The 24,102-nt window shown below is 60.0% G+C and carries 24 protein-coding genes; 15 read left to right on the forward strand and 9 right to left on the reverse strand.

The window, feature by feature from the left end; genetic code table 11:
* The first annotated feature begins 460 nt into the window (after positions 1 to 460).
* The 7 genes from DFT_RS02720 (at position 461) to DFT_RS02750 (ending at position 6,454) form a co-directional block, all read left to right on the forward strand.
* The gene (locus DFT_RS02720; protein WP_054029692.1) at positions 461 to 1,963 is read left to right on the forward strand and encodes an anthranilate synthase component I family protein; all 1,503 of its coding nucleotides are present in this window, start codon (positions 461 to 463) and stop codon (positions 1,961 to 1,963) included.
* The gene (locus DFT_RS02725; protein ID WP_054029693.1) at positions 1,960 to 2,529 is read left to right on the forward strand and encodes an anthranilate synthase component II; all 570 of its coding nucleotides are present in this window, start codon (positions 1,960 to 1,962) and stop codon (positions 2,527 to 2,529) included. The genes DFT_RS02720 and DFT_RS02725 overlap by 4 nt, the downstream gene beginning before the upstream one ends.
* A 13-nt stretch (positions 2,530 to 2,542) precedes the next feature.
* Positions 2,543 to 3,562: an anthranilate phosphoribosyltransferase gene (trpD, locus tag DFT_RS02730; protein WP_054029694.1), complete on the forward strand. Its 1,020-nt coding sequence runs from the start codon at positions 2,543 to 2,545 to the stop codon at positions 3,560 to 3,562.
* Between the two features lie 132 nt (positions 3,563 to 3,694).
* Positions 3,695 to 4,537, forward strand: coding sequence for an indole-3-glycerol phosphate synthase TrpC (gene trpC / locus DFT_RS02735; RefSeq protein ID WP_235506157.1), 843 nt, complete (start codon positions 3,695 to 3,697; stop codon positions 4,535 to 4,537).
* A 29-nt stretch (positions 4,538 to 4,566) separates the two neighbouring features.
* Entirely contained in the window at positions 4,567 to 5,268 is a 702-nt protein-coding gene (locus DFT_RS02740) for a phosphoribosylanthranilate isomerase (protein ID WP_235506158.1), read from the forward strand.
* Between the two features lie 11 nt (positions 5,269 to 5,279).
* Complete coding sequence (locus DFT_RS02745; protein WP_054029696.1) at positions 5,280 to 5,783, forward strand: ferritin-like domain-containing protein; 504 nt, start codon at positions 5,280 to 5,282, stop codon at positions 5,781 to 5,783.
* 227 nt (positions 5,784 to 6,010) lie between these two features.
* Positions 6,011 to 6,454: an NUDIX hydrolase gene (locus tag DFT_RS02750; protein WP_076750362.1), complete on the forward strand. Its 444-nt coding sequence runs from the start codon at positions 6,011 to 6,013 to the stop codon at positions 6,452 to 6,454.
* Positions 6,455 to 6,483: 29 nt separating this feature from the next.
* Here DFT_RS02750 and DFT_RS02755 read toward each other — a convergent pair whose 3' ends face one another.
* Complete coding sequence (locus DFT_RS02755) at positions 6,484 to 6,918, reverse strand: hypothetical protein (RefSeq protein ID WP_054029698.1); 435 nt, start codon at positions 6,916 to 6,918, stop codon at positions 6,484 to 6,486.
* A gap of 197 nt (positions 6,919 to 7,115) precedes the next feature.
* Between DFT_RS02755 and trpD (DFT_RS02760) the strand changes: the two genes are divergently transcribed.
* The 3 genes from trpD (DFT_RS02760) to DFT_RS02770 are packed head-to-tail and all read left to right on the forward strand — an operon-like array spanning position 7,116 to position 9,872.
* The gene (gene trpD, locus DFT_RS02760; RefSeq protein ID WP_083453280.1) at positions 7,116 to 8,465 is read left to right on the forward strand and encodes an anthranilate phosphoribosyltransferase; all 1,350 of its coding nucleotides are present in this window, start codon (positions 7,116 to 7,118) and stop codon (positions 8,463 to 8,465) included.
* A 10-nt stretch (positions 8,466 to 8,475) separates the two neighbouring features.
* Entirely contained in the window at positions 8,476 to 9,192 is a 717-nt protein-coding gene (locus tag DFT_RS02765; protein ID WP_054029699.1) for an indole-3-glycerol-phosphate synthase, read from the forward strand.
* Complete coding sequence (locus DFT_RS02770; RefSeq protein WP_054029700.1) at positions 9,189 to 9,872, forward strand: phosphoribosylanthranilate isomerase; 684 nt, start codon at positions 9,189 to 9,191, stop codon at positions 9,870 to 9,872. The genes DFT_RS02765 and DFT_RS02770 overlap by 4 nt, the downstream gene beginning before the upstream one ends.
* Positions 9,873 to 9,930: 58 nt before the next feature.
* Here the strand turns inward: DFT_RS02770 and DFT_RS26100 are convergent, their stop codons facing one another.
* A complete protein-coding gene (locus DFT_RS26100) occupies positions 9,931 to 10,086 on the reverse strand; it encodes a hypothetical protein (RefSeq protein WP_161807064.1) in 156 nt (51 codons plus the stop codon).
* Positions 10,087 to 10,191: 105 nt separating this feature from the next.
* Between DFT_RS26100 and DFT_RS02775 the strand changes: the two genes are divergently transcribed.
* The 5 genes from DFT_RS02775 (at position 10,192) to DFT_RS02795 (ending at position 17,866) form a co-directional block, all read left to right on the forward strand.
* Positions 10,192 to 11,973 carry an N-acetylglutaminylglutamine amidotransferase gene (locus DFT_RS02775; protein WP_054029701.1) on the forward strand — a complete coding sequence of 594 codons (1,782 nt, stop codon included), beginning with the start codon at positions 10,192 to 10,194 and terminating at the stop codon, positions 11,971 to 11,973.
* A gap of 29 nt (positions 11,974 to 12,002) precedes the next feature.
* Entirely contained in the window at positions 12,003 to 13,772 is a 1,770-nt protein-coding gene (ngg, locus tag DFT_RS02780; protein WP_054029702.1) for an N-acetylglutaminylglutamine synthetase, read from the forward strand.
* Positions 13,769 to 14,905, forward strand: coding sequence for an osmoprotectant NAGGN system M42 family peptidase (locus tag DFT_RS02785; RefSeq protein ID WP_235506159.1), 1,137 nt, complete (start codon positions 13,769 to 13,771; stop codon positions 14,903 to 14,905). The genes ngg and DFT_RS02785 overlap by 4 nt, the downstream gene beginning before the upstream one ends.
* 595 nt (positions 14,906 to 15,500) lie before the next feature.
* Complete coding sequence (locus DFT_RS02790; protein ID WP_054029703.1) at positions 15,501 to 16,676, forward strand: thiolase family protein; 1,176 nt, start codon at positions 15,501 to 15,503, stop codon at positions 16,674 to 16,676.
* Between the two features lie 17 nt (positions 16,677 to 16,693).
* Positions 16,694 to 17,866, forward strand: a complete 1,173-nt coding sequence (locus DFT_RS02795; protein WP_054029704.1) for a 3-hydroxyacyl-CoA dehydrogenase family protein — start codon at positions 16,694 to 16,696, stop codon at positions 17,864 to 17,866.
* Between the two features lie 107 nt (positions 17,867 to 17,973).
* Here the strand turns inward: DFT_RS02795 and amrS are convergent, their stop codons facing one another.
* The 7 genes from amrS to DFT_RS02830 form a co-directional block, all read right to left on the reverse strand.
* Positions 17,974 to 18,987: an AmmeMemoRadiSam system radical SAM enzyme gene (gene amrS / locus DFT_RS02800; protein WP_054029705.1), complete on the reverse strand. Its 1,014-nt coding sequence runs from the start codon at positions 18,985 to 18,987 to the stop codon at positions 17,974 to 17,976.
* Positions 18,988 to 19,131: 144 nt separating this feature from the next.
* Positions 19,132 to 20,028, reverse strand: a complete 897-nt coding sequence (locus DFT_RS02805) for a hypothetical protein (RefSeq protein WP_161807065.1) — start codon at positions 20,026 to 20,028, stop codon at positions 19,132 to 19,134.
* Between the two features lie 171 nt (positions 20,029 to 20,199).
* The gene (locus DFT_RS02810) at positions 20,200 to 20,415 is read right to left on the reverse strand and encodes a dodecin family protein (RefSeq protein ID WP_054029707.1); all 216 of its coding nucleotides are present in this window, start codon (positions 20,413 to 20,415) and stop codon (positions 20,200 to 20,202) included.
* Positions 20,416 to 20,505: 90 nt separating this feature from the next.
* Entirely contained in the window at positions 20,506 to 21,009 is a 504-nt protein-coding gene (locus tag DFT_RS02815) for a methylated-DNA--[protein]-cysteine S-methyltransferase (protein ID WP_054029708.1), read from the reverse strand.
* 110 nt (positions 21,010 to 21,119) lie between these two features.
* Positions 21,120 to 21,788, reverse strand: coding sequence for a LutC/YkgG family protein (locus DFT_RS02820; RefSeq protein ID WP_054029709.1), 669 nt, complete (start codon positions 21,786 to 21,788; stop codon positions 21,120 to 21,122).
* Between the two features lie 8 nt (positions 21,789 to 21,796).
* Entirely contained in the window at positions 21,797 to 23,233 is a 1,437-nt protein-coding gene (locus DFT_RS02825; RefSeq protein WP_054029710.1) for a lactate utilization protein B, read from the reverse strand.
* Entirely contained in the window at positions 23,230 to 23,979 is a 750-nt protein-coding gene (locus tag DFT_RS02830; RefSeq protein WP_054029711.1) for a (Fe-S)-binding protein, read from the reverse strand. The genes DFT_RS02825 and DFT_RS02830 overlap by 4 nt, the downstream gene beginning before the upstream one ends.
* Positions 23,980 to 24,102: the final 123 nt, after the last annotated feature.

Here is a 24,102-nt window from a genome sequence, read left to right on the forward strand (position 1 = left end):
AGAGCCAGTTGAATGCGAACGGCGGACAAGCGGCCCAGACTGTTTGAGCGCAGCGAGTTTCTGGGCCGGCCGCCGTGCATTTTACTGGCTCTTAACCGCTTGGCGTGTGGCATCGGCCACCTGTTCCACACACGCCGGGTTTAATGAATAGTGTTCGGATAGAATCGCTGCCCTGCTAAAAAACGCTTGACACCCTGGCGGTTTCCTCTCTATTTAGCCGACATGAATCCACAGATGATTTCCATACCATCGAGACAACAAGAAGCAGTGAACATCAGAGGATGGTGGTGGCGCTGGTGCCTGTGTGCCTGCGGTGCCCTGCCGACCGACTGAAACCATATACCGGCAGTTACAAGGACCGTGGGCCGACTCGAGCTCACGGTCCTTTTTTTGTACTGAAAAGGGTCGCGGGCCGAAGAGGTCACAGCGACCTTTTTTTATGAAACATGAAGGAGGCGCCATGCTGCTACGCAAATTTCCGGACCAGAAACAGTTCCAGGAACTGGCTCAAAGGCACAACGTGATCCCCGTGGGCGTGGAGATCCTGGCCGACATGGAGACACCGGTATCGCTGTTGGCCAAGCTCTACCGCAAGCAGGGGGCGATTTTTTTGTTCGAGAGCGTGGAGGGCGGTGAAAAATGGGGGCGTTACAGCTTCATCGGCACGTCGGCCCATGCCGATGTGCGCGTCTACCGAGACCGCGTCGAAGTCGGCACCCGCGGCGGCACCGAGCGTATCGCCCATCATGGTGATCCGTTGGCCGTGCTCAAGACCTTGATGGCCCGCTATCATCCGGCCGAAATGACCGGGCTGCCCCGTTTCTGGGGCGGGCTGGTCGGCTATTTGAGCTATGAAATGGTTTCGTTTTTCGAGACGCGGGTGCCCAATCTGCTGGCCGAGGACCAGGCCATGGCCCATTTCATGATACCCGAAGAACTGCTGGTGTTTGATAACATCCGCAACACCTTGTTGTGTTTATCGATCTGTTTTATCGACAGGCCCGAGGCGGCCGGCCATGCCTATGCCGCGGCGGCCAATCGGCTCAACCAGCTGTTGCGCGCGATCAACATGCCGCTGACGGCTGAACCCATGAATATGTCGCCGTTCGAGCTCCGGTTGCAGCCGGTCCTGGCGGAAGCGGTTTTTCGGGAGCAGGTCGAGCGCGTAAAGGCCTACATCCGGCAGGGTGAAATTATCCAGGCGGTCCTTTCCCAGCCGTTCACCTGCCCGGCGCCCCACGACATGCTGGCGCTCTACCGGGCCCAACGCTATATCAATCCTTCTCCCTATCTCTTTTTCATGCACCTGGGGCAAACGGTGCTGGCCGGTTCGTCTCCCGAAACCATGGTGCGCCTGGAGAACCGCGTGGCCACCCTGCGGCCCATTGCCGGCACCCGCCCGCGCGGGGCCACGGAGCAGGAGGACCGCGCCCTGGCCGACGAACTGCTCCAGGACGAAAAGGAGCGCGCCGAGCATCTGATGCTGGTGGATCTGGGCCGCAACGACCTGGGACGCGTGGCGCGCACCGGCACGGTGCAGGTCACCGACCTGATGGTCGTTGAGCGCTATTCGCACGTGATGCATCTGGTCTCCAACATCATCAGCGAGCTGAAGCCGGATTGCGACGTGTGGGACCTGCTGCGCGCCTCGTTTCCGGCCGGCACCCTGAGCGGCGCCCCCAAGGTGCGGGCCATGCAGATCATCGCCGAGATGGAGCAGGTGGCGCGCGGGACCTATGGCGGTGCCGTGGGATACATCTCGTTCAGCGGGAACATGGACATGGCCATCACCATCCGCACGGCCTGCGTGCAGGACGATCAGATGACCGTTCGGGCCGGGGCCGGCATCGTGGCCGACTCGGATCCCGAACGTGAGCGTCAGGAGACGGTCAACAAGGCCATGGCCGTGCAGAAGGCGCTGGCCATGGCCCAAATCGCCCTTGACAAGGAGATTCGACAATGATCCTCATGATCGATAATTACGATTCCTTTACCTATAATCTGGTGCAGTACCTGGAAGAGATCGGCACACCGGTGCAGGTGATCCGCAACGATGCCATGGGGGTCACCGATATCGAGGCGCTGGCACCGGCGGCCCTCGTCATCTCCCCCGGCCCGGGCGGCCCGGCCGATGCGGGCGTGTCCCTGGATGCCATCCAACACTTTTCTGGCCGCATCCCGGTGCTGGGGGTCTGCCTGGGGCACCAGTCCATCGCCGCCGCTTTCGGCGGCACCATCATCGGCGCCCGGAGACTGATGCACGGCAAGACATCCACCGTGACCTGCGACGGGGAGGGGATTTTCAAGGGGGTGGCCAAGCCGTTCCAGGCCATGCGTTACCACTCCCTGGCCGTGGAACGGGAAAGTCTGCCGGCCTGCCTGAAGATCACCGCCGAGTCCGAAGACGGCGAAATCATGGGACTGCGGCACACGGATCACACCACCGAGGGGATCCAGTTCCATCCCGAGTCGATCATGACCACCATCGGGAAGCGGCTGTTACGGAATTTTGTGAAAATGATCGGATAGAGAGGAGACCAGAATGTTCAAAGACTATCTAAGCCAGATCATCCGGCGCCAGAACCTGACCGAAACCCAGATGGCCGACATGATGAACACCGTGCTCACCGGCCAGGCCACCGAGGCCCAGATCGGGGCCATGATGGCGGCCCTGGCCACCAAGGGCGAAACCTTCGAGGAGCTGGCCGGCGCGGCCCGGGCCATGCGCCAGAACGCCCGCCGCATCCATGTGGTCGGGTCCAGGGTGGTGGATCCCGTCGGCACCGGCGGCGACGGTGCCCAAAGTTTCAACATCTCCACCACCACGGCATTTGTGGTGGCCGGCTGCGGGGTGACGGTGGCCAAACACGGCAACCGCGCGGTTTCCAGCAAGTGCGGCAGCGCCGATGTACTGGAAGAACTGGGCGTCAAACTCGACACGCCGCCCGAGATCGTGGAGGAGGCGATCGCCGGTGTGGGCATCGGCTTTTTGTTCGCGCCCCTGTACCACAGCGCCATGAAATACGCGGCCAAGCCGCGCAAGGAGCTCGGCGTGCGCTCCATCTTCAACATGCTCGGTCCGTTGACCAACCCGGCATCGGCCAACTGTCAGCTGCTGGGCGTGTATGCGCCCCAACTGACAGAAATGTTCGCCCAGGCCCTCAAGCTGCTGGGGGCCCACTGCGCCATGGTGGTGCACGGGCACGACGGCCTCGACGAGATCAGCGTCTGCGCGCCCACGCGCGTCAGCGAACTGCGCGACGGCATGATCCGAACCTATGACATCCAGCCTGAGCTGTACTTCGGCCGCCTGGCCGCGAGCACGGACATGGTCGGCGGTGATCCTGAACACAACGCCCGAATCCTGAAGGACATTCTCTCCGGCAAAGAGCGGGGTGCCAAACGCGACGTGGTGCTGGTCAACAGCGCGGCGGCCCTGATGGTGGTGGACAAGGCGGCCGACTTCAAAAGCGGCATCCAGATGGCGGCCGAATCCATCGATTCGGGCAAGGCCCTCGACAAGCTGCAGGGCCTGGTCGACTATACGCAAACCAATGGATGATGAAATCCTCAAAAGTCCGGAATCAGGTTTTTCCGTCATCCGGGCGGAAGCCGGGATCCAGTATTTTCAATAGCTACTGGATGTCGGATCAACTCCGGCATGACGCTTTTGGGCCTTTTTGAGGCGCCGTCAATGGATGACGGCGTCGGAAGCCTTGGCGGCAAGGAGACAGGCAAGATGACCCTACTGGATCGCATCGTGGCCGACAAAAAAGCGGAGGTGGCCGCCGCGGCGAACAACGTACCTGAACATGGGTTGCGGTCCATGATCGATGATCGACCCTGGCAATCGCGCGGGTTCGAACGGCGTCTTTGCGGCCCCGGACCGGGCGGCGTGAATATCATCGCCGAAGTGAAGCGCGCCTCGCCTTCCAAGGGCGATATCTGCGTGGATCTGGATGCGGTAGAATGTGCGCGGCAATATGAAACCGGCGGTGCGGCGGCCGTTTCGGTACTGACCGATGCGCCCTATTTCAAAGGATGCCTGGAAGACCTTCGCCGGGTTAGGGAGGCCGTCGGATTGCCGGTCCTGCGCAAGGAGTTCATCATCGACCCTTACCAACTCTACGAATCACGGGCCGCCGGGGCCGATGCGGTGCTGCTCATCGCCCGCATCCTTTCTCCCGCCCAACTCAAAGAGTTACTGGCCCTGACGCACGAGCTGGGCATGGACGCCCTGGTGGAGATCCACAGCGCCGAAGACTACGCCGCAGCCCACGATGCCGGCAGTCGGCTGATCGGCATCAACAACCGCAACCTGGCCAATTTCGACACCGATCTGCGAACGGCCCTTGGCCTGAAAGCCCTGCTCCAGCCGAACGAGGTGCCCGTGGCGGCCAGCGGCATTCACGGCCGGGAGGATATCCTGCGCAATCTGGAAGGCGGCATCTTCAATTTCCTGATCGGTGAAAGCCTGGTACGGGCCAAGGACCGGGTCGCGATGCTGCGTTCCCTTACCGGGAAAGTGAAGGATTGAGGCGTGGCAGCAGCAGTCAGGAGCGCATGGTGAACACATCGGCAAATGCGAGCGGTAGAAGATTTCCCTACATCAAGATCTGCGGATTGACCGATCCCGATGAAGCGGCGGCGTGCGCCCGTTTGGGAGCCGACGCCGTCGGGCTGGTATTTTACCCGCCCAGTCCCCGGAATCTGGAAATGGATCGTGCCGTGACGGTGGCCGCGGCCTTGCCGAAACGGGTCGTGGCCGCAGGGGTGTTTGTCGATCCGGAATGGGATGTTCTGGCCGAGGCCGTGTCGCGTTGCCGGTTGGGGATCGTGCAGCTGCATGGCCGGGAATCCCCTGACCTGATCCAACGCGTTCGCACGCAACTGCGGGTCGCGGTCTGGAAAGGGCTGTTTACCACTAAAGCCCCCTACATGAGCGAGGCGGATGCCTACGCGGCGGATGCCTATCTGGTCGAATGCGGCAAAGGCCCTTTGCCCGGCGGCAATGCCATGGTATGGGAGTGGGGTGCGGCCGCCAATTTCGTCCGTTCCCATCCCACCGTCCTGGCCGGCGGCCTGGATCCGGACAATGTCGGCCGCGCCATCCATGCGGCTTTGCCCGACGCGGTGGATGCCAGTTCGGGCCTGGAGGCGCGCCCCGGCCGTAAGGATTTAACAAAGGTGGCACGCTACATCGATGAAGTTAAACAGACGGCGGCCTTTTACAGGGAGAAAGGCATACGCCCCAAACAGGTTTTTTAAAGGAGAGAGAGATGCCCACGCAACTTCCATTGGAGATCTTAAAAGAGGCCCTGCTGCTCGAGCGACGAGGGCACGCCTTTTACACCCAGGTGGCCGCACAGACCCGGAGCGAGGCGGTCCGGACGTTTTTCAAGACCATGGCCGATGAAGAACTGGGTCACATGCGTATTCTGGAAGAACACTTCAAGTCATTCGCCGAGCGGCAGCAGTTCGCCGATGTCGATGCCGGCGCGCTGGGTAAGACGGCCGTGGCCGATGAGGTGTTGAACGACACGCTGAAGTCCCAGATCGCCGCGGCCGGGTTCGAAGCCGCGGCCATTTCGGCCGCCATGCTCATGGAGGAGCAGGCGATTTCGCTATACGCCGACCGCGCGCGAAACGCATCGGATCCCAATGAGAAGGCGCTCTATCGCTGGTTGGCCGAATGGGAGCACGGCCACCTGAATTTCCTGGCCCGGATGGACCGCGAGATCAAGGCGGAGATCTGGGAAGACAATCGCTTCTGGCCCATGTGATTGACGGCTTCGCCGTAAGTGAAAAGTTTAAAGTGTGAAGTTTGATGCCCATGTAAACAGTCGCTGTCGGACGGCGCCGTAAAAAGTTCAAGATCAAGGCGTGCGAAATTCCGTGTCCTGAGGCGTACTTGTCGTACGCCGCAAGGACGACGGGATGAGCACAACGCAGATATTGGGCTTTTTACGGTGACGTCAAGTTAAAAGTGAAGGAATCGTGTCGATTGGATGTGGAAGACCTTTCCTCCGCTGAATATCCCGATGCGCCCCGCTTGGCCGTGGGCGCCGTGGTGTTCAATGACCACCGGGTGCTGCTGATCCAGCGCGGCCGGCCGCCGGCTTCAGGTGAGTGGGCCATCCCGGGCGGCAGCGTCAAACTGGGGGAGAGTCTGCAGGCCGCCGCGGAGCGGGAGGTGCTCGAAGAGACCGGTATCTTGATTGCCGCCTCGACCCCGGTCTACACCTTTGATGTGGTCGAATACGATGACGAAGGACGGGTTCGTTTTCACTATCTCATCGTCGATCTGAACGCCGAATTTCGCGGCGGCGACTTGAGGGCCGGAGACGATGCGTTGGCGGCCCGTTGGGTGGCGGCCGACGAACTGGCCGGTCTGGCGGTCAACAAGAGGACGCTGGCGTTGTTGCGGGACGCATTTGGATTCGGACCCGAATAGAACCGGACACCGACATAAATCCGATGGCGTCAGGCTTCAGGATCCGCGCCATGGGCCACGTTTCGGGCAATGGCCGCCTCGATCGTCTGGACGAACGGGCCGCGGCGGGCTGCATCCAGCCAGAACAATCTGACATCGACCCGACGCCCATTACGCATATAAATTTGGCATCGGTAGCCGGCCAGAAGTCTCAACCGTACAATCTGTTTCCACGGAAGCACCTTGCGGGGCAGCACCGGCGAGGGAAACAGGAGCAAGGCCTCCTCGGAGACCACGGCAAAGGGGGTCTTGCGGCTCAACATATAGTTGGCCCACCACAACCCGGCCATGAGACACCAGATGACAGCCGCTTTAACGCTGGAGACGGCCAGCGTGGCGACGCCGATCAACAGGCAAACCCCCGCGATGACGGGCATGGCGGCGATGAATCGGCGGTTGCGCGGATATATAGGGTCATTTGGCATGAATCGTCATGGTCCTTTTTCTCTCTATACCAATTTACAAATTGAAAATGAATAAGAGATCCTTATGAAAGATTTGAAGGGCAAGACCGCTCTTAACACTGGGGGCCATCTTGACCTGATTGGGTCGGCATGTCATTTATCATTGAGAACAGAGAGTGAAACGCGTCGGTGCGACTAAACGAAAGGAGACTTCCCTCATGATTACCGCGCTCGTACTCTTCAAGGTGGAAAGGGGCAAAATTCCACGTCTGGCCAATCAACTCGGCGCTATTCAGGAGGTCGTGGAGGTGCTGTCGATCACCGGTGAATATGACCTCATGGCCAAAATCCAGGTGCGCGACTACGAAAATCTTTCCGACATCGTCACCGAAAAGATTCAAAACACCGAGGGGGTCCTGGAGACCCGCACCATGATGGCCTTCAAGACCTACAAGTTTCACGAACTGGATGCAGGTGCGCCGGATGTCGTTCTCGTTCCGCCTGCAGACCAGGACAGGGCCGAAAGCCTGGAGAGCGGCCGGCGCACCATCAAGCCGATACTGGCCCGCCTGACCGAAAATTTCGACCTGGAGAAAAACGAAATCGACAGCGTGATCGACGCCATCAACGCCGGTCAGCTGTCCGATGTGCAGATCGCCGGTTTCCTGGTGGCCTTGCTCAGCAAAGGCCCCAGCATCAAGGAAGTGGCTTACATCGCCCAGGCCATGCGCAACAACTGCGTTCCGATCCACGTCTCGCTCACATCGGATCTTACCGACACCTGCGGCACCGGAGGTGGGTCGACCACCTTCAACGTGAGCACCGCCAACGCCATTCTGACCGCTGCGGCCGGCGTTCCGGTGGCCAAGCACGGCAGCCGCTCGATCTCGTCACCCTCGGGCAGCGCGGATGTTCTCGAAGCCCTGGGTGTCAATATCGACGGTACGCCCCAGCAGGCCGCCCGCTTGATCGAGGAGATCGGCATCAGCTTCATCTACGCGCCCAATTTTCATCCGGTCATGCTCAAGGTATTCGGTCCCGAAAACCAGCTCGGCATCAAGAGCATCTTTTTCACGGTGATCGGTCCGCTCATCAATCCCCTGCGGGCCCGCAATCACACCATCGGCGTTTACAAACCCGAACTGGTCAACATGATGGCCAATGTGGTGGCCGAAATGGATTTCAACCACGTGATCGTCGCCCATGGCATGGACGGACTGGATGAAATTTCCCTGATCGGCAAAACCTCCATCGCCGAAGTGCGTGGACAGCAGATCAAATATTATACGGTCACCCCTGAAGATTTCGGCCTCAAGCGCTGCACCCTGGCCGATATCGCCGGCGGACCGCCGGACTTCAACGCCCAGGTAATCCGCAATATTTTCGATGGGGCCGACCGCGGACCGCGCCGCGATTTCCTGGTGCTCAATAACGCCGCCACCCTGTATGTCAGCGGCAAGGCATCGGGTATCCGCGATGCCATGGACCTGTCCCATTCGTTGCTCGATTCGGGCGCTGCGCGTCACAAGCTCGATCAGCTCGTGGAAAAATCGCACTCGATCGTATGAGTACCGCGCCATGGCCGTCATGACCCGACCTAGATTGTCCGCCTCCATTCGCCAGCGCCAGCGCGAGGGACGATTCCCCGTGATTTCCGAAGTCAAGGTACGCTCGGACAAGGAAGGTGACCTGCTGAGGGGACGCGATCCCGGGACATTCGCCTGCCAAATGGCCCGCCATCCGGTGGCCGGCATCAGCGTGGTCACGGAACCAAATCATTTCGGCGGAACCATGGACCTGCTGCGCAGCGTGGCCGCCGCGGTATCCCTGCCGGTCCTGCACAAGGATTTCATTGCCACCGAACAGCAGGTCGAAGCCTCGGCCGAGTGCGGCGCTTCTGCTCTTCTGCTGATTGCCGCCATGCTTGAAGATGCCCAGTTGGTGCGGTTGATCGAGGCCGCCAGGCGTTGCGGCCTGGAGAGTCTCGTGGAAGCCCACACATTGGTCGAAGTCGAGCGGATCGCACACCTGCCCTTCGACCTCATGGGCATCAACAACCGTGACATCACCATTTTCGAGGTGGACGACAGCGACGTGACTCGTACCGAGGCCCTGGCCAAACACTGTCGGGGAGAGCGCATCCTGATCAGTGAAAGCGCGATAGGCTGCGCCGCAGATGTGCGCCGCGCCGGCAGGGGCGGTGCCGATGCCGTCCTGGTGGGCACGGCGGTTCTGAAGGCTGACGATACCGGCGCCTTTCTCGACCATTTGATCGCAGTGGGGTGGCCGCCATGACCCGCATCAAGATCTGCGGTATCTCCACCGAAACGGACGTTCACCTGTGTGTGGCCGCGGGTGCTGCGGCCTTGGGCTTTGTGGTGGAATACCCGGTGGACGTGCCCTGGAATCTGAATCGGCGGTCCGCTGCGGCCCTGATGCGGGTTACCCCGCCCTTCGTTTCTCGCGTCATCGTCGTCGGGGATGATACCGACACGGTCATCGGGCTGACCGAGCAATTACGGCCCCATGCCGTCCAGCTGCACGGCAACGAGCCCATCGCCGAGACCGCTGCCCTGGTGGCCGAAATCCACCAGCTCGGTGCCCAAGCCCTTAAGCCCCTGCGTTTTTCCACGGAGACCGGTGAGTGCCGGGATGCATGCACCGATCCCCTGGAAGCCGCCCGTCGGATCGAAAACACCGGGGTCGATGCCCTGATCCTCGATTCGGTCAGCGACACCCGTCCGGCGGGTACCGGGCGAAGCGTCGATTGGGGCCTGGCCCGCCGGATCCGCGATCATGTGCGGCTGCCGCTCATCCTGGCCGGTGGTCTGAATGCCGGCAATGTCGGCCGGGCCGTCGCCGCCGTGCAGCCGTATGGTGTGGACGTGATCAGCGGCGTCGAGAACCCGGTCGGCCGAAAAGATCCGGCCAGGGTGTTCGCCTTCGTCCAGGCCGTCGCGGGGCAGGCCGGATAAGGGCCGATTCTGGTATTGCTTCCTTCTTCAAGCCGGCAATTGATCAAGCGTTCTTCCATCATCCGGACTCGATCCGGATATCTGCTTCATCATCTTCACCTTCTTTCGAGGCATGCATACACTCGCCCGATTTTCTTCCGCCATTGGACCGGGCAATTTGCATTTTTTGCATTTTGTCGGTATGACTATGGGCAGGATGAGGTTTTTCTCCCATGATATTCTTCCTGTCGAGTTCATGATCAAAAGACTTTTGCAGTGCTTCTATAATCGTGGGTGTACAGACAACGTCGTCAATTGAATTTTAACGGAAAGAAGAATTATGTGTGGCATATGCGGTATCGTAGTATTTGATGGTGGTAGCGTACCTGTTGGCGATCTGGAACCGATGCTCGACAGTTTGTCGTCGCGGGGTCCGGATTCGGCCGGTGTGTATTGCCATGCCCAAACCGGCTTGGGGCATCGACGTCTCAAGATTATCGATCTTACGGAACAGGCGCATCAGCCCATGGTGGACGCCTTCTTGGGTCTTTCCATCGTCTACAATGGCGCGATATACAACTACAGGGAGTTGCGCGATGAGCTGACGCAGAAAGGATATCGTTTCTTTTCCAACGGGGATACGGAGGTGATTCTCAAGGCCTATCATGCCTGGGGAGAGGGTTGCGTCGAGCACATGAACGGCATGTTCGCCTTCTGCATTCTCGAACGGGACAGCGGCAGGCTTTTTCTGGCCCGGGACCGGTTGGGCATCAAACCGCTTTACTACCTTGCCGATAACGAAAAGCACAAACGTTTTTGTTTTGCTTCGACCCTGCCCGCCCTGCTGACCCAACCGGCGGTGGACACCCGGATCGATCCCGTGGCGCTCAACTACTATCTTTCATTTCATGCCGTTGTGCCCGCGCCCCATACCCTCGTCCAGGGGGTGCGTAAATTGCCCCCGGCCACGACGCTGACCGTGGCGCCCGACGGTTCCCGGCGAACCCGGGTCTATTGGGAACTCTCTTTTGGCAGAAGCACATCGGAAGAAAAGTATGTCCAGGAGGAATGGGAAGCATTGCTGCTGCAGGCGTTGCGTCAATCGGTCGAGCGTCGCTTGACCGCCGATGTGCCGGTGGGGCTGTTGCTTTCCGGCGGGCTGGATTCCAGTCTGCTGGTCGCCCTGCTGGCCGAGGCCGGACAGCACGAATTGAACACCTTCTCCATCGGTTTCGAGTCGGTCGGTGGAGAGGCGGGCGACGAGTTTCGCTATTCGGACTTGATCGCCGCCCATTTCGGCACCCGCCATCATCAGATCCGGGCCGCCTCAGACGAATTGCTTGGTACCCTGGACGCCTGTATCGACGCCATGAGCGAGCCCATGGTGAGTCATGATTGCATCGGCTTTTATCTGTTGAGCCGCGAGGTGGCCAAGCATGTCAAGGTCGTCCAGAGCGGCCAGGGGGCGGACGAGGTGTTTGCCGGGTATCATTGGTATCCCCCCCTGATGGCGAGCACGGATCCGGCGGCGGACTATGCGAAGGTTTTCCTGGATCGGGATTTCGCCGAGTACCGGAGGGCAGTACAGTCCGATTGGGTCGATCGGGACTGGAGCCGTGCATTCGTGGCCGACATGTTCGGCACCCGGTCGGGCATGGCGGCCATCGACCGGGCCCTCAAGCTCGACACCACCATCATGCTGGTAGACGATCCGGTCAAGCGGGTGGACAACATGACCATGGCCTGGGGCCTGGAGGCGCGCGTTCCGTTTCTGGACCACGAACTGGTAGAACTGGCGGCCCGCATTCCGCCGGAGTTGAAGGTGCGGCAAGGCGGCAAATACATCCTCAAGGAGGTGGCCCGCAAGCTGATTCCCGCCGATGTGATCGATCGACCCAAGGGCTATTTCCCGGTGCCGGCGTTGAAATACCTGCAAGGCGATTATCTGGACCTGGTGCGCGAGACGGTGACCAGCCAGGCCGCCCGGGAGCGGCAATTGTTCAATACAGACTACGTGGAAGAGTTGCTGGCGGATCCGGAAGCCCACCTGACGCCGCTCAATGGATCCAAGCTGTGGCAAATCGCCTTGCTCGAACGGTGGTTGGCCCGGCATCACCTGTAAATCAGGGAAGGACGTAACAGGGAGGTCCCATGGAGAAAAGGCAAAAGAAGAGCGGCGGTCATCGCGAACGAATGGATCGCAGGCATATGCCGACCTTACGCAACTGGGAAAAGCCCAACAAGCCGGCCTTTCGCCGTCTCGAAGCCAACGCCAGCATCGAGATGGGATGGGGGCGCTTGATCTTCGGGCACACCTTCGACAGCAATCAGGCCCTGTTCGACGCCATGATCAAGGAGGCGCCCGGTCACCGGGATATCACGCTCTATCTGCGCGATCCCCACGTCATTCTCTCCATGGCGCCGGATAAATTCTTCATCGATCCGTCGCACACCTACCGGCTCTGGTCCTATGATTATCGAACCGATAAAAAGCCGCCGTCCCATTTTGCCATCCGGCGGGCCTCTTCCCGCGAACACATCGAACAGATCAGCGCCCTTTACCAGAGCCGCCGAATGGTGCCCCTCGACCGGCAGTTCATCGATGAGTTTCACCCGGACAAGGCGCGCAGCTATTTTGTGGCCGAGACCGCGGCCGGCGAGCTGCTGGGAACGGTGACCGGCGTGGACCATTGCGAAGCATTCAACGACCCGGAGAACGGTGCGAGCCTCTGGTGCCTCGCGGTGGATCCGTCGGCCAATGCGCCCGGCGTGGGTGAGGCACTGGTGCGCCATCTGGTGGAGCACTATTTCACGCGGGGACGCAATTACGTGGATTTGAGCGTGATGCACGACAATCACGAAGCGATCCGGCTCTATGAGAAGCTCGGTTTTCAGCGGGTGCCGGTATTTTGCGTCAAGTATAAAAATCCGATCAACCAACCGTTGTTCATCGCGCCCCAACCCGGCCAGCAGCTCAATCCCTATGCCATTATCATCATCAACGAGGCCCGGCGTCGAGGCATCGGCGTGGAAATCGTGGATGAGCAGGTGCCTTTGTTTCAACTGAGCCTCGGCGGCCGGTCGATCTGTTGCCATGAATCCCTCACCGATATGACCTCGGCCATCGCCATGATGCGATGCGACGACAAGCGATTGACCTATCAGACGCTCAAACGCCAGGACATTCACGTGCCGATGCAATACACGGCCGGGGAGCCGGCGCAAAATCGCAAGATTCTCCAACGGCTCGGCAGGGTCGTCGTCAAACCGGCCCGGGGCGAACAGGGCAGGGGCATCAGCGTGGACCTGAACACGCCCGACGCACTGGATCGGGCCGTCGCCGCGGCGCGCCGGGTCTGCCCGGACGTGCTCATCGAGGCCTATGTCCAGGGACGCGATCTTCGGATGATCGTCATCGGCTTCAAGTTCGTTGCTGCAGCGGTGCGGCGGCCGCCTGAAATCGTCGGCACCGGCCGGCACAAGATCAAGACCCTGATCGAAAAATACAACCGTCGGCGCATGGCCGCCACCGGCGGTGAAAGCCGGGTGCCAATGGACGCGGAGACGCGTCGCTGCATGGCCGCCGAGGGTTTCTCCCTGGATGAGGTGCTGCCCCTGGACCGCACCCTGGTGTTGCGCAAGACCGCCAATCTGCATACCGGCGGCACCATTCACGACGTGACGGCCGATGTGCATCCCGATCTGATCGCGGCCGCGGAACGAACCGCCGTGGCGCTCAACATACCGGTGACGGGTCTCGATCTGTGCGTGCCCGACATCCAGGGGCCGGATTACCACATCATCGAGGCCAACGAGCGGCCCGGTCTGGCCAATCATGAACCCCAGCCCGTCGTGGAACGCTTCATCGATTTTCTCTTTCCCGAAACGGCAACGATTCAAGGGAGTGCCCAGCAGCCATGATGGAAATGCCCGCTATCGACTCGACATTCTTAAAAAAGACCCTCGTCGACCTGCTCAATATCCCCAGCCCCTCCGGCTATTCGGACCAGATCGTGCACTACGTCGGCGAGGTGCTCCAGCATTTGGCGATCGACTTCGAGGTGACCCGCCGCGGGGCCATCCGCGCCGTGCTCGAGGGCACCCAATCCACGGTAAACCGCGCCCTGGCCGTCCATTTGGATACCCTGGGCGCCATGACCCGCGAACTCAAGGAGAACGGCCGCCTGGGCGTTGCTCCGGTGGGAACCTGGTCGAGCCGGTTCGCCGAAGGGGCGCGGGTGACGATCTTCAACAGAAACGGGCCCCAGCGCGGTACGGTGCTGCCCCTGAAGGCCAGCGGACATGTCTTCAACGATGAAATCAACACCCAGCCGATCCACTGGGACCAGATCGAGGTGCGGGTCGATGAACCGTGTCACGATGCCCGGGCACTCCAAGATGCCGGGTACGAGATCGGCGATTTCATCGCCTTCGATGCCACGCCGGAGATCACCTCCCGGGACTACATCAACGCGCGTCACCTGGACGACAAAGCCGGCGTCGCCCTGCTTCTCACTGCCGCGAAGATGATCCAGGACCATCAGATCGCCCTGCCGGTCAATTGCTGCCTGTTGTTCACCATTTCCGAGGAGGTGGGCTCGGGTGCCTCTTCCATCGTCTATGGCGATGTGGCCGAGATGGTCGTCATCGACCATGCGCCGGTGGCGCCGGGACAGGCCTCCAGCGAATATGCGGCCACCATCTGCATGATGGACCAGAGCGGGCCGTTCGACTACCATCTCAGCCGCAAGCTGGTGCGCCTGTGCGAAGAAAACGATATTCCCTTTCGCAAGGATGTGTTTCGCTATTACCGCTCCGATTCCGCCTCGGCCATCGAGGCCGGCAACGATACCCGCACCGCCCTGATCGGCTTCGGTGTGGACGCCTCCCACGGTCACGAGCGCACCCACATGGACACATTGACTGCCGTGACGCGGCTCATCACGCTCTACATGCAGAGCGGTCCGACCTTTTTGCGCGACAAAGACGACCTGGCGGGCCTGGAGGGGTTTCCCCATCAACCGTCGAGGGATGTGATCAGGATCACGACCTAGTGCCCATCCACAAATGGCCAATTGGCCCGATATCCGCGTTATGCTCAAAATTTTATCCTCGGAATATTCGACATATGCCTGCGGTAAAATTTTTCGCATGCCTTGATCTCGACCCAATTTGCCTATTTCTGGATGGGCACAACCTATCTTTTGTGACAGAAGTTCTGACTGAATGTGATTCACCTTGAAGGGCCTGCATTCCAGAAGATGTTTGATAAATAAATCCCATGGCAACGTTTATGGCAGGCCCGGTTGGGCAGGTGGCCAGGGCCACGTGAGCCTGCGGTCTTAGAGCCAGTTAAATGCAAACGACGGATAAGCGGCCCAGACTGTTTGAGCGCAGCGAGTTTCTGGGCCGCCCGCCGTGCATTTTACTGGCTCTTGACCGCTTGGCGTGTGGCATCGGCCACCTGTGCCAACCGGGCCGGGTTTAATGAATGACATTTAGTTAGAATCGCTGCTTGTGTGCCAAAAGACGTGACGATGACTTGCAAAAAGTGCTAAGGTCACCCCATTTATCGGCTTGAGAGGAGAGGCATTGTCCAATAAAGCCGCTTTTAGACCCGAAACGATTCATGACGAGAGGAGAGACCCAATGAAGGAGTGTGTGATCATCGACGGCGTGCGAACCCCGAACGGCAGGGCTCACAACGAAAAGGGGTGGTTCCGGAAGGTACGCCCCGATGAGTTGCTGACTGCGGTTTACCACGCGCTGTTCGAGCGCAACCCCAAGATCAAACCGGAGGATGTGGACTGCATCATGGCGGGCACGGCCAACGCATCGGGGATGCAGAACGATATCGGGCGCCTGGCGTGGCTCGCGGCCGGCTATCCGGAAAGCGTCCCGTCCCAGACCATATGCAATCAGTGCCCGTCGGGCATGAGCGCCACCATGGACGCCGCCCGGGCCATCATGGCCGGCGAAGCGGACATCATGATCGCTTCCGGCGTGGAGGACATGGAGAAGGTTCCCATGGCGGCGAACATGGATATGCCGCCGCGCCTCTGGAACCGCTACAACCCAATGGACATTCCCATGGGGAATACCGCCGAAAAGGTGGCCGACCAGTGGCACGTGACCAAGGAAGACATGGTCAACATGGCCTATCACTCCAACATCAAAGCCAAGCAGGCGCGCGACGCGGGCAAGTTCAAGAACGAAATCGTGCCGGTGATGGGGCACAAGGAAGACGGATCGGAATTTCTCGTGGAGCATGACCAGTGGATCCGCGAATCGGTCAGCAAGGAAGATATGATGCTCATGAAGACGCCGTTCAAGGAGAACGGCAAGGTGAGCGCCGCGACCTCGTCGCCGCTGACCAGCGGTGCGGCCGCCCTGCTGCTGATGAGCCGGGACAAGGCCGACAAACTGGGATTGCCCTACAGTTACAAATACAAATGCGGCGCGCAGGCCGGATGCGATCCCACCGTGATGGGTGTCGGACCGATCTATGCCGTGAAAAGGCTTTTCGAGCGCTTCGGCCTGAGCGCCGGGGAGATGGGCGCCGTGGAAATCAACGAGGCATTCTCCAGCCAGTCGCTGGCCTGCATCCGGGAGCTGAAGCTGGACAACGAAAATGCCCCGTTCGCCAAGACCAATGTGTGGGGCGGGGCCCTGGCCCTGGGCCATCCGCTCGGGGAATCGGGCGCGCGCATCCTGGTCACCCTGCACAATATCCTGAAAACCGAGTTTCCCAATGAGAAGTATGGCCTGGCCACATTGTGCGGCGGGTTCGGCAATGCCAATGCGGTCGTTCTGGAAAAGATTTAACGGGAGGGAGATCGAAGATGAAGGCAGACGACATTAAAACCATTGCGATCATCGGTGCGGGCGATATGGGCCACGGCATCGCCGAGATATGCGCCCTGGGCGGCTTGCAGGTCCATCTGTACGATATTAAAGAGGCGTTCGTCGAACGTGGAAAACAGCGGATCAAGGCCAGTTTCGAAAAGATGGTCTCCAAACAGAAGATGGCCGCCGAAGAGATGAACCGGGCCCTGGGTGCGATTACAGGCTTCACGGTGCTGGGAGAAGCGGTCAAGGATGTGGACTTCATGATCGAAGCCGCGCCGGAGATCCTGGACTTGAAGATCAAGATTTTCAAGGAGGCCGATGCCCATGCGCCGGCCCACGCCATCCTGGCATCCAACACCTCCAACATGAGCATCACCAGGATGGGGGCTGCCACCAAACGGCCCGACAAGGTGCTCGGCATCCACTTCTTCAATCCGGTCATGATGATGCTGCTGGTAGAGGTCATCCACGGCGAAGGCACCTCCGAAGAGACCATGCAGACCAGCTATGAGCTGATGTCGCGGCTGAAAAATTTCCGGGGCAACATGGTTCCGGTGCGGGTGGAAAAAGATACCCCCGGCTTCATCTACAACCGATTGGGAGCGCCCATCGGCTTGTATATGGCCGAACTCTACGAGAAAGGCATGGTGGATCCCGAGGCCGTGGATGCCAAGGTGCGTTCCATCGGCGCCCCCATGGGACCTTACGAGATCATGGATTTCACCGGTCTGGATGTGAACCTGCACGGCAACGCCTACTTTGCCGAAACCCTCTCCCCGGAATTCGAACCGCGCGGCTGGATGAAACGCCTGGTGGAAGAAGGCAACCTGGGCAAGAAGAGCGGCAAGGGGATCTTCGATTGGCCGGGCGGCGCCCGTCCGACCATCGATCCGGCCAAGGCGGACCCCAATTTCGATGTCACCGACATCATCTGCCTGCAAGTCAACGAAGGCACCAAGCTGCTCGAAGCGGGTGTGACCCACAGCGCCGCCGAGATCGACAAGGCCGTGGTCAACGGCGGCGGATCGGTATTCGGGCCATTTGCTCTGGCCAAGGGCATGGGATGGGACAAGGTCGCCGAACGATGCGAGGCCATCTCCAAACGGCTGGGTATCCGGTGGTTCATGCCCACGGAGATGCTCAAGAAAGGCCATATCGAGATTTAACGGGCTCTGGAAAACGATGAACCCGAGGTGAGACGCTCGAAGGGCGGTCTACATGGACGCCCTTTTTTGTCGAGCCGGCGGCGCAACCTCATCTTGGAATGGGCCGCTCACATGCCCACACCGTCGATCTTCTCTCCGCACTCGGGACATTTGCCGTCTTTCAACCGGTTGCGCACCAGCCAGAGCCCCGAGCGCTCAACGACCGCCGCCCCGCATCCATGGCAGTGGGTGTTTTCGCCGCCGCTGTTCCGGACGTTGCCCTCGTAGACATAGCGAAGCCCTTCGGAGATGCCGATATCCCGGGCCAGCCGCAGCGTGGCCACCGAGGTCGGCGGGTGGTCCATCATCTTATAAGAGGGATAGAAGGCCGTCACATGCCACGGCACCTCGCGGCCGACGCTTTTGATGAAACGGGCGATCTCCCGCAACTCCTCCTCGCCATCGTTCCAGCCGGGAATGATCAGGGTCGTGATCTCCACCCAGACCCCCAGTTCTCTCATGAGGCGGATCGTGTCCAGAACCGGTTCGAGCCGGGCGCCGCACACCTCCTTGTAGAATTTGTTGGTGAAGGCCTTTACATCCACATTGATGGCATCCAGATGCGGGGCAATCTTGCGGGCGGCCTCGGCGCTCATGTAGCCGTTGCTGACAAAAACGTTCTGGATGCCTTCCTGGTGGGCGATGATGGACGTATCATGAGCAAATTCGAAGAAAATGGTCGGTTCGGTGTAGGTGTAGGCGATGCTTGCGCAGCCGGCGGACTTGGCACTTCGCACAATCTGCGCCGGGGTCCGGTCTTCGCCGATGATCCGTCCGCCGTGGGCATGGGGGTACTGGGAAATATCGCTGTTCTGACAGTGCTTGCATCGGAAGTTGCACCCGACCGTACTGATGGAATAGGCCTTGGATCCTGGCAAGAAATTGAAAAGGGGCTTTTTTTCGATGGGGTCGATGTGCTCGGCCACGATCCGGCCATAAACCAACGTATACAGCGTGCCGTCCCGGTTTTCCCGCACACCGCAGATCCCCCGTTTGCCCGGGTGAATGCTGCAATGGTGGCTGCAAAGATGGCACCGCACCTTGTTTTCGTCCCGTTTTTCGTAGAGCATGGATTCCTTCATGGCGCGCCCCCCTTTTTATAAGTACCCATCACATATATAAAAAAATGATTTGGCTTTTGCAGAATGTCAATGGGCGTTAATACCCATTTTTCAATGTATGGCTCGGGTTCCCGTTGAACGCGGGGCGAATCGGTTCAATGCCAGTCAGAGTTTGCTCTTGGCCCCCACCATGCGAAGCACAATCTCACGGGCATCAGGGGTGGATTTTTTGCGGATCAGGCCGAAGAGCCGGCGACAATCGGCCATGGAGAGGGCTCTGGTGATCGCACCGATCTCCAGTTCATCGCGGCAATGGGGAACAGGATCGCTGGTTTCTTCGATTTCTTCTTTGGCAATCAGCTTGATAAAGACCAGTGCGCGGGCCGCCAGGATATCTTCTTCATCGAAGCGTCGATGGGGATGGAATCGGTACAGGAGTGTCAGGAGATCACCGGGGCCATAGAGGTGTCCCTTTAACCCCAGGGTGCGCAAGATCGCGGCCATCAGGAAGCAGACCCTCAATCGATACCCCCGGGGAAGCCTGGATTTCAGTTCCCGCCATAGCGGATAATGGATCTGCCCGGCTTCGATAAAATGCCTGCCGGGAGCGGCGATGATCTCGATGATGCCCTCTGCCCGCAGTTGGTCGCGCAAGGCAAACCGCTGCGCATCGGCCCGGGCGAATCTTTTGACCGCTTCGATACAGGCGTCAAAAGTGCCCCTGACCGATACCGAATAGAAATTCAGGAGGGCCGCGGTGGCTTTCCTTTCCACTTCATACACCCGGTGCAGGGTGGTGTTCTGCGGCAAATCCGAAGGCTTGCCGCCATCGGCAAAAAATTCGTGAATCTTGAGCAGGGTGTCGATAAAGGGTTCGACCTGGACAATCCGTATCCCTTTGTGCTGAAGGACTCTCAGCGCCTCGCACATGAGCCTGCTGTAGGCCGGAAATTCCAGGTCCAGTTCTTGGAGATAGGCGTCAATCTCCAGCCGCCCGGAAAGCATTGATGTGAATCCGGGATCCGGCGGCTCCTCGAGGATCACCGTATCGTGATCCGCCATCAATGTTTTGGCCAAAGGCACGGTTTCGGGGCGATGGGTGGACAGGACAAGCGTGGCTTGAGAGATTCCGGGCGGCAAGACTCCGGCAGAAATACCGGATGCAGCCCCTGGGCCATCTCGGCTCGCACGATTTGGGCGGGTGGCCATTCAGCGTCCCTGGACCAGACCGGCCTAATCGTCTTCGACGTATTTGAAGGAGAGGTTCACCCTTGTACGGTAGGCGATCACTTTTCCGTTTTCCACTTTCATGTCCATTTGGGTGATTTCTGCGATGCGCAGGTTGTCGAGGCTCAGGCCCGCGGTTTCGATGGCATTCTGCGCGGCATCTTGCCATGACGTGGTGCTGGTCCCTACCAGGTCGATGACGATGTACATGCTTTCACTCATAGGCGCCTCCTTTGGATCAACGCACGAATTGCTTCATCTGATTTTTTTCCGATTCGTAGCAACGGGGTCGAAATAGTGTCAACCCTTTTGTCAAAGCAGCATTCGATTGTCGTTCGTGCCACATGTCGCTTTTTCGAGTTCGATCATGCGCTGTTTGATCTCCAGCCCCCCGCCGAATCCGGTCAGGGCGCCGTTGCGACCGATGACCCGGTGACAGGGGATCACCACCGGAAGGGGGTTTCTGGCATTGGCCCCACCCACGGCGCGCACGGCCTTGGGGTTGCCGATCTTTTCGGCCACCCAACGATAGCTGGCCAGGGTGCCATAGGGGATGGTGCCCAGAACCTGCCAGACGCGCTGCTGGAAGGGTGTGCCGGTGGGGGCCAGGGGCAGGTCGAAGGCTCTGAGCTCGCCGTTGAAATAGGCCCTTAATTGGGCTTTGGCCGCCTTGAAAAAACCCGGGTTTTTCTTCCACGACGGCGCCATCTTCGTGGGATGCTTCGCTGTGGCAAAGTCGATATGCCGAAGGCCGGCCTCGTCGGCCACCAGGGTCAGCGTGCCGATGACGCCGGTATCGAAATGGTCATAGAACATAGTGCCCTCCTTCAGGTATATAGTCTCATAAGCTGTGTACGCATCGCGACATCTCCGTCTCGCCATGGCCCCACGTTCTCGAGGCACGCCGCCTGTTCCAGGCGTACAATTTATTCCAGCACCAACGCAAAGATCTTTTGGGGCCCGTGCATCCCCTTGAACATCGTGGCCTGGATGTCGGCCGTCATGCTCGGCCCGGTGATGAAGCTGACCTGGGAGGGCCTGCGGCCATCGGTGAAAAGGGCCTGGATGGCCGTGTCGTAGGTCCCGACGATGCGTGTGACGGGAACTATGGCGACGTGCACCAGGGGCGCCAGAGAGACCAGACGGGCCTGGCTTCGGCCATGGGCGAGGATCAGGGTGCCCGATTCGGCCGCGGCGAAATCCACGCCCGTGATCCCTGCCTGGACATCGTCGAAAACCGCCCGGGTAAAGCCTCGACGATCTGGATAATCGGGCGGCATGACGACCGACACACCGCTTCGCTCTCCCCAGCGGACGAGGTCCAGGGGCAAGAGCACGTCGTCCGCCGTGGCCATCGCCCGGGTAATGCCCTCGGCCTGGAAGATGGCGGCCAGGCGGTCGTGCAATGCATCCCGGTCAGCCACGGGATAACAGGTCCCGCCCTGGGCTTCGAACTGGGCCATGAACTGATCTTTGAGTTGGGCCGCATCCAGGTGGTGTTCCCGCGGCAAGGGCAGCGTCGGTCTCTTCACCGCGTTTTTTCGTTCGGCCCCCTGGAGTCTTTGGAGAATTCTGTGTCGGACCTGATCGGTCATGGCGTGCCTCAATTTTTCTTTGGGTCCATTTGCGCCCAACGCTCACGGAAGGTTTTGGCCGGAAGGGCGGGCAGGTCACGGCTGCTGAACCAGCCCCGCGGACCGTTGGGCATCGAATGAATCCGATCACCGCTCCGGAATCGATTGGCGGCCAGCCGGGCGACCTTTGCAAACAGCCGCCACAAGCGGTGATCGCTGCCGGCCACGGAAAGGAGCGTGTGAACGAACCGTTCGCGCCATCCGGCGCCGCTGCCACCCAAGGCCCGGTCTCCGACCACATCCTTATATCGATAATAAAGCAACAGGCTGGGATGGTCGATGCCGGCCGGGCAGATGATTTTACAGCGATGGCACAGGGTGCAGGCGCGGATCAGATCGCCGGTGTTGCCGAGACCTTGCAGGGCAGGGGTCAGCACCTGGCCCATGGGACCGGAGTAAGCCCAGCCGTAAGGATAACCGCCGACCTTGCCATAGACCGGGCATGTGTTCAAACAGGCCCCGCAGCGGATGCAGCGCAGGGCTTCGCGTGTTTTCGGATCCTGGTAGGCGGCCGAACGGCCGTTGTCCAGGATAACGATGTGCAGCTCTTCGGGGCCGTCGATTTCATCCGATCGCTTGGGACCGCTGTCCAGGCTGATGTAGGCGCCGGCCGCCTGACCGGTGGCGCTGCGGCACAGCACGCGCAGCATGTGCATGGCATCGGCCAGGGTCGGCACCACCTTTTCCAGGCTCATCACGCAGACCAGGATGCGCGGGCTCGATTTGTTGAGGCGGATGTTGCCCTCGTTTTCCACGTTGATCACGGTGCCGGTTTCGGCCACGGCCATGTTGACACCGGTGATCCCCATCTGAAGATCGCGGAATTTTTCGCGCAGGAACCGGCGCGCCGCCATCCCAAGCGCCACCGGGTCGGTGGTGGGGGCGTCGATCACCCCTTTTTGCAGGAAGATGTCGCAGATCTGTTCGACCGGAATGTTCAGCGCCGGCCCGACAATGTGAAACGGCGGACGGTGCAGGAGTTGGGTGATGAATTCGCCCAGGTCGGTTTCCCAGGTCTCGATGCCGGCCTGGGTTAGGGCCTCGTTCAAACCCAACTCCTCGGTGACCATGGATTTGCCCTTGGTCACGTAGGATACGCCGTGTCGTTTGGCCAGTTCGACGATGTAACCATTGGCGGCCCGGCTGTCTTCGGCCCAGAAGACCCGCGCCCCGTTGGCGATCGCGTTGGTTTCAAAAACCTGCAACAGCTCGGGCAGTCGCTGGATCGATTCGTCCCGAATGGATTGGCCGTATCGATGGGCCGCTACCGGATCGGGAAAGCTCTGGTAGGCGCTATCGCGTCGGGAAGCCAGCCGCAGGGGCAGGATCTGAAGAAATTTCTGGGTATGGGCGTTGGCCAGTTCCTGGCGCGCCGTCTCTTTGAACTTATCGGTCGTGATGTTCATGTCGCCACCTGTGTTTTATCTCCGATGCTCCCAGCCAGATAGTCGGCCAGATGGACGGCACCCCGTCCCGGGTGATGGCGGTCGAGATAGCCCTGGATGTTGAGCAGGCAGCCGGGATCGCACATGACCAGCAAATCCGCGCCGCTGTCGAGGAAGTATTGGGCTTTCTGGCGCACCAGAGCCGTGGATACGTCCGCGAAGCTGTTGGCGAAGGTGCCCCCAAAACCGCAGCAGATGTCGGCGCCGGTGAGCTCGACCAGCTCCGTGCCCCGTACCGAGCGGATCAGCGCCTTGGGTTGGGCCGACACACCGAGGGCATTCAGTGTACTGCACGATTCATGATAGGCCACCTTGGCATGGCGAGTGCCGCCCAGGTCTTCAACTCCGAGGTGATCCACGATGAACTGGCTCAGTTCATAGACCCGGGGAGCCAGATCGTGGGCCCGCGCAAACCAGACCGGATCGTCGTCGAACAGCTCCAGGTAGCGATTTTTGACCATGTTGACGCACGATCCCGAGGGGCTCACAATCCATTCGTCGTTTTCGAAGACGCGGATAAAGTGCCGGGCCAGGCGCCGAGCTTCGTTGCGGAAGCCGCTGTTGAACGACATCAGACCGCAACAGGTCTGCTCGCAATGATACGTCGATTCGCAGTCCAGGTGCCGCAGCAGGGCCACGGTGCTTTCGCCGATGTGGGGCAGCACCATGTCGACCAGGCAGGGGATGAACAGGGAGACGCGCTTCATTGGCAATTCGTCCTTTCTCGCTCATGGTGACCGATGAGCATCACTATACCCTTGTCCGCATGCCGTGTTAAGCTTTAAGTGCCCTGTGACGCTCTGGATCGTCGCTGTCAGAGACATGAAACG

Origin of the sequence: Desulfatitalea tepidiphila, assembly GCF_001293685.1 — a bacterium.
Lineage (GTDB): Bacteria > Desulfobacterota > Desulfobacteria > Desulfobacterales > Desulfosarcinaceae > Desulfatitalea > Desulfatitalea tepidiphila.

Bases quoted from the DNA above. Each gene is read 5' to 3' on its own strand.
- DFT_RS02805 (WP_161807065.1), bottom strand. From the start codon at position 20,028: ATGGCGGATCACGATACGGTGATCCTCGAGGAGCCGCCGGATCCCGGA.
- DFT_RS02725 (WP_054029693.1), top strand. From the start codon at position 1,960: ATGATCCTCATGATCGATAATTACGATTCCTTTACCTATAATCTGGTG.
- DFT_RS02765 (WP_054029699.1), top strand. From the start codon at position 8,476: ATGGCCGTCATGACCCGACCTAGATTGTCCGCCTCCATTCGCCAGCGC.
- DFT_RS26100 (WP_161807064.1), bottom strand. From the start codon at position 10,086: ATGGGAGAAAAACCTCATCCTGCCCATAGTCATACCGACAAAATGCAA.
- DFT_RS02825 (WP_054029710.1), bottom strand. From the start codon at position 23,233: ATGAACATCACGACCGATAAGTTCAAAGAGACGGCGCGCCAGGAACTG.
- amrS (WP_054029705.1), bottom strand. From the start codon at position 18,987: ATGAAGGAATCCATGCTCTACGAAAAACGGGACGAAAACAAGGTGCGG.
- DFT_RS02775 (WP_054029701.1), top strand. From the start codon at position 10,192: ATGTGTGGCATATGCGGTATCGTAGTATTTGATGGTGGTAGCGTACCT.
- DFT_RS02815 (WP_054029708.1), bottom strand. From the start codon at position 21,009: ATGTTCTATGACCATTTCGATACCGGCGTCATCGGCACGCTGACCCTG.
- DFT_RS02830 (WP_054029711.1), bottom strand. From the start codon at position 23,979: ATGAAGCGCGTCTCCCTGTTCATCCCCTGCCTGGTCGACATGGTGCTG.
- DFT_RS02790 (WP_054029703.1), top strand. From the start codon at position 15,501: ATGAAGGAGTGTGTGATCATCGACGGCGTGCGAACCCCGAACGGCAGG.
- ngg (WP_054029702.1), top strand. From the start codon at position 12,003: ATGGAGAAAAGGCAAAAGAAGAGCGGCGGTCATCGCGAACGAATGGAT.
- trpC (WP_235506157.1), top strand. From the start codon at position 3,695: ATGGATGACGGCGTCGGAAGCCTTGGCGGCAAGGAGACAGGCAAGATG.
- DFT_RS02745 (WP_054029696.1), top strand. From the start codon at position 5,280: ATGCCCACGCAACTTCCATTGGAGATCTTAAAAGAGGCCCTGCTGCTC.
- DFT_RS02755 (WP_054029698.1), bottom strand. From the start codon at position 6,918: ATGCCAAATGACCCTATATATCCGCGCAACCGCCGATTCATCGCCGCC.
- DFT_RS02795 (WP_054029704.1), top strand. From the start codon at position 16,694: ATGAAGGCAGACGACATTAAAACCATTGCGATCATCGGTGCGGGCGAT.
- DFT_RS02770 (WP_054029700.1), top strand. From the start codon at position 9,189: ATGACCCGCATCAAGATCTGCGGTATCTCCACCGAAACGGACGTTCAC.
- DFT_RS02810 (WP_054029707.1), bottom strand. From the start codon at position 20,415: ATGAGTGAAAGCATGTACATCGTCATCGACCTGGTAGGGACCAGCACC.
- trpD (WP_054029694.1), top strand. From the start codon at position 2,543: ATGTTCAAAGACTATCTAAGCCAGATCATCCGGCGCCAGAACCTGACC.
- DFT_RS02785 (WP_235506159.1), top strand. From the start codon at position 13,769: ATGATGGAAATGCCCGCTATCGACTCGACATTCTTAAAAAAGACCCTC.
- DFT_RS02820 (WP_054029709.1), bottom strand. From the start codon at position 21,788: ATGACCGATCAGGTCCGACACAGAATTCTCCAAAGACTCCAGGGGGCC.
- trpD (WP_083453280.1), top strand. From the start codon at position 7,116: ATGATTACCGCGCTCGTACTCTTCAAGGTGGAAAGGGGCAAAATTCCA.
- DFT_RS02720 (WP_054029692.1), top strand. From the start codon at position 461: ATGCTGCTACGCAAATTTCCGGACCAGAAACAGTTCCAGGAACTGGCT.